Here is a 3,519-nt window from a genome sequence, read left to right as displayed (position 1 = left end):
ATAATAAACAGTATATCTAAACAGATAAAAGCCCAGCTTAACTGGGCTTTGCACTCTCACAATTTAATGCTTTTTCATTTTACTCATTTCAGCATGACAACTTTGAATTGTCAGTAGGGTTTTTGATAACGCGGCTTCACAATCATGGGGTTGTGGTTTTTTTAGCGCATGCTTGATTTCGGCTAGTGTTTTATCTTCAACTTCTTCAAGCTCGCTAACGTAGGTGGCGTTTTTGTCGGCACCGAGTTTGGTGATTACTGATGTATAAGCTTTACGCGCTTCTACAGCAAAGTCAGAGCCGTTTTCGCGCTCGCCATTTTCGTTAATAGCATAAGGTTGTAAGCGTTCAACACTTACTTTACGGGCATCTATCATGCGTTGAAATAAGGCAATAATGCTTGGGTCGGTTACTTTTTCCTGTGCTTTTTCATAAAAATCGATACCGCTATTCATAACTTGGATGATATCTGCAATATGATGAACGTCTTGTCCTTGATGAGTATTCATAATGACCTCTTTTTGAATATTAAAAACAATGCAATTAGATACTTGCAAAGCATATTCCAGTTCATTACTTAAATATAAAGTTATTGTATTTCAGTTGGTTATTGGTTTTTTTAATAGGAGGGATGCTGCTGATAAGCTAAGCTAACACCTTGCTTATCAGCAATAATTACAATTTGGTTGGTAAAATCTTACTTAAGCTCGTCGGCTACTTCTGCAACCTTTTGGCGTAACCAAATATGGCTTGCATCACGGTGTAATAGCGGGCTCCAAATCATATCTAGCTCAAATGGCGGAATAGGGAATGGCGGCTCAAGAATTTTAAGGCCCGGATCGTCTAAATAAATATTCGCCGCTTTTGAAGGCAACGTTGCAACCAAGTTTTGCTCTTTCGCTAAGTGAATGGCAACGTGGTAGTTACGGGTAAAGGTGGCAATATTACGGTGTTTACCAAAGTGAGCGAGCGCCTCATCAACCCAACCTAGCTTTTGCACATCTTTAGGGTCCATACCCACACCGACACCAAAGCCTGTTTTACTTACCCAAATATGACGCGCTTTTAAATAGCTGTCGAGACTGAAATCTTTGATAATCGGGTTATCTGCTTTTACTAAGCAGCAAAAGCTGTCTTTCCATATTTGTTTATAGTGAAACGACTGCGGTAAGTTTTCAAAACGGTTGATAGCCATATCTACCTTACCGTTTTCAACATCGTGGAAGGTTACATCACTTGGGGTCAAAATATCGAGTGTGGTATCGGGCGCTTCTTCGTGTAATTTACTTAATAAGCGTGGGGCAAGAGTGCTTGCTGCGTAGTCACTGGCCATGATACGAAAAACACGTTTACTTTGTGATGCTTCAAATTCGCGGTTTGGTGCCAGTGTTTCTTCAAGGGTCATTAAAATGCCGCGGATCACCGGCTGTAGCTCTTTTGCACGCTCTGTTGGTACCATACCTTCACTGGTACGCACTAAAATAGGGTCGTTAAATAAATTACGGAGTCTTTTTAAGCCATTACTCATGGCAGGTTGGGTAATGCTTAGCTGGTTAGCAGCTTTAGTTACATTACACTCCCTTAGTAAAGTATCTAGGTAAACAAGTAAGTTTAAATCTATTTTACTTATATTCATTGTGTGTCCTTGGTGTTTACCAATAATGGATAAATCGTTGTGCAGCAGGGTATGGATAAATGTGGCTAACTACACCTTGCTTATAATTGTATTGTGCTTGTCGCCAATAGGCTGGATCTTCAAGCTCAGGGTGTGTACTCAATAAATATTGCTTATACACCGGGTTTGCTGTCACAAAGGTACATAATTGCTCTGGAAACACATCTTGCGGTGCCACAGAGTAACTTTGCTCATTGGTTAAGTAATCATCGTACGACTTTGCTTTTGGTAAGGCGCGAAAGTTCATGTCTGTTAGGTACTGAACTTCATCATAGTCGTAAAAAATAATGCGATTATGTTTACTCACCCCAAAGTTTTTCAACAGCATGTCGCCTGGGAAAATATTTACGGCGATCATTTCTTTTAAAGCTTGGCCATATTCTTCTATTGCTTCAAACGCTTGTTGTTCACTGGCATTTTCAAGAAACAGATTTAACGGTGTCATGCGTCTTTCTATGTACAAATGCTTGATGATTAACCACTCGCCTTCAATAACCATCGAAGAACCAATGGTTTTATGTAACTCTGCAAGTAATTTACTATCAAATCGGGCTAGTGGAAATACGACGTTCGAATACTCTATGGTGTCGGCCATGCGGCCAACACGGTCATGGCTTTTTACTAATTGATAGCGTTTTAATACGGTATCGCGGCCAAAGGGTTTGCTTTCTCCAAAGGTATCTTTAATGACTTTAAACACATAACCAAACGACGGCAGAGTAAATACCATCATCACCATACCCGGTGTACCAGGGGCAATTACAAGCTGATCGTTTGAATGATCTAAATGACTTAAAAACTCTCGGTAAAACTCGGTCTTACCTTGTTTATGAAAGCCTATTGCATTGTATAGCTCAGCCAGTGTTTTGTTCGGCATAAGCTGATTTAAAAAGCGTACTAACGCAGATGGCGCATGAGTTTCAACCATAAAATAAGCACGGGCAAAACCAAAAATAACGCGCATTTGTGATGATTTGGTGAGTAGGGCATCAAGGTATAACCCTTTGTCTTCATGATGCAATACCGCAATAATAAATGGCTGTACGCCACTTTCTGATACCACACGGCCAACAATATAAGCCGCTTTATTACGGTAAAACGGGGCTTGCAGTATATCAAAGCGCATTTGCCATGCTTGGTGATGTGTATCGGGCGCTTGTTTATAAAAGGCTTTTACCAGCAAGCGAATATCGCGTTCTAAATCAACAAAGGGTGCTTTAAAATCAAACTGATTAATAATTTTGCGTATTGTGGGTCTTAAGCCATCAACAACAGGGTGGTAACTGCGGTATTCAACTTCCATTGGTAGTGCTGGGGCATCCGCAAGCGTCGCTTTTACAAAGATAAAGTCATTATTAAAATAACGACGATGAAATAAACGACAAAAAACAGAGTTGTAAAAGGTTTCGGCAAGTTCTGCCTGAGGGTGAAAGCGCAAAAATTGCTGATAGAGCTGTTTGGTTTCGAGCCAGCAGGTTTGATCTAAGGTAATAATTTGCTGTTCATTAAGCGACTTTAGCTTAGCAATGGTTTCGTTAACCCGATCATCGTAATGGCTAATTCTGAGTTTGCTTATCTCATTTATTTTTTGCCAATCACGATCTGCAAACGCGAGTGGTGCTTTGGCAGTAATTGCTTGAAAGAGTTTATAGTGATTGCGAAACCCAGATAAAATTAACTCTGCAATGTGTTGTGGCTGCATATAAACTCCTTACTTAAACCAACATAGAGCAATAACTCTATTGGTGTTAAGAATATGTTATTTATTCTTCAAACCCAATAGTAAAGTGTATTTAATTATAGCGAGCTAGTTTTTTCTCAAGTTTTGCGAGTTTTTTATTAACGC

General features: G+C 39.7%; 3 protein-coding genes. All 3 read right to left on the bottom strand.

Annotated features, from left to right (window positions below; genetic code table 11):
• Positions 1-63: 63 nt before the first annotated feature.
• The gene (locus L1D51_RS20915; RefSeq protein WP_058584881.1) at positions 64-507 is read right to left on the bottom strand and encodes a ferritin-like domain-containing protein; all 444 of its coding nucleotides are present in this window, start codon (positions 505-507) and stop codon (positions 64-66) included.
• A 188-nt stretch (positions 508-695) separates the two neighbouring features.
• The gene (locus L1D51_RS20910) at positions 696-1,634 is read right to left on the bottom strand and encodes a LysR family transcriptional regulator (protein ID WP_054554698.1); all 939 of its coding nucleotides are present in this window, start codon (positions 1,632-1,634) and stop codon (positions 696-698) included.
• A 16-nt stretch (positions 1,635-1,650) separates the two neighbouring features.
• Positions 1,651-3,375: a bifunctional isocitrate dehydrogenase kinase/phosphatase gene (gene aceK / locus L1D51_RS20905; protein ID WP_239964757.1), complete on the bottom strand. Its 1,725-nt coding sequence runs from the start codon at positions 3,373-3,375 to the stop codon at positions 1,651-1,653.
• Positions 3,376-3,519 lie beyond the last annotated feature (144 nt).

It is taken from the genome of Pseudoalteromonas shioyasakiensis, assembly GCF_022398475.1.
In the GTDB taxonomy this organism is placed as follows: domain Bacteria; phylum Pseudomonadota; class Gammaproteobacteria; order Enterobacterales; family Alteromonadaceae; genus Pseudoalteromonas.
This window is presented reverse-complemented; position numbering and strand designations above follow the sequence as displayed.

Excerpts from the sequence above, each read along its gene's own strand:
- L1D51_RS20915 (WP_058584881.1), bottom strand. The coding sequence starts at position 507 with ATGAATACTCATCAAGGACAAGACGTTCATCATATTGCAGATATCATC.
- L1D51_RS20910 (WP_054554698.1), bottom strand. The coding sequence starts at position 1,634 with ATGAATATAAGTAAAATAGATTTAAACTTACTTGTTTACCTAGATACT.
- aceK (WP_239964757.1), bottom strand. The coding sequence starts at position 3,375 with ATGCAGCCACAACACATTGCAGAGTTAATTTTATCTGGGTTTCGCAAT.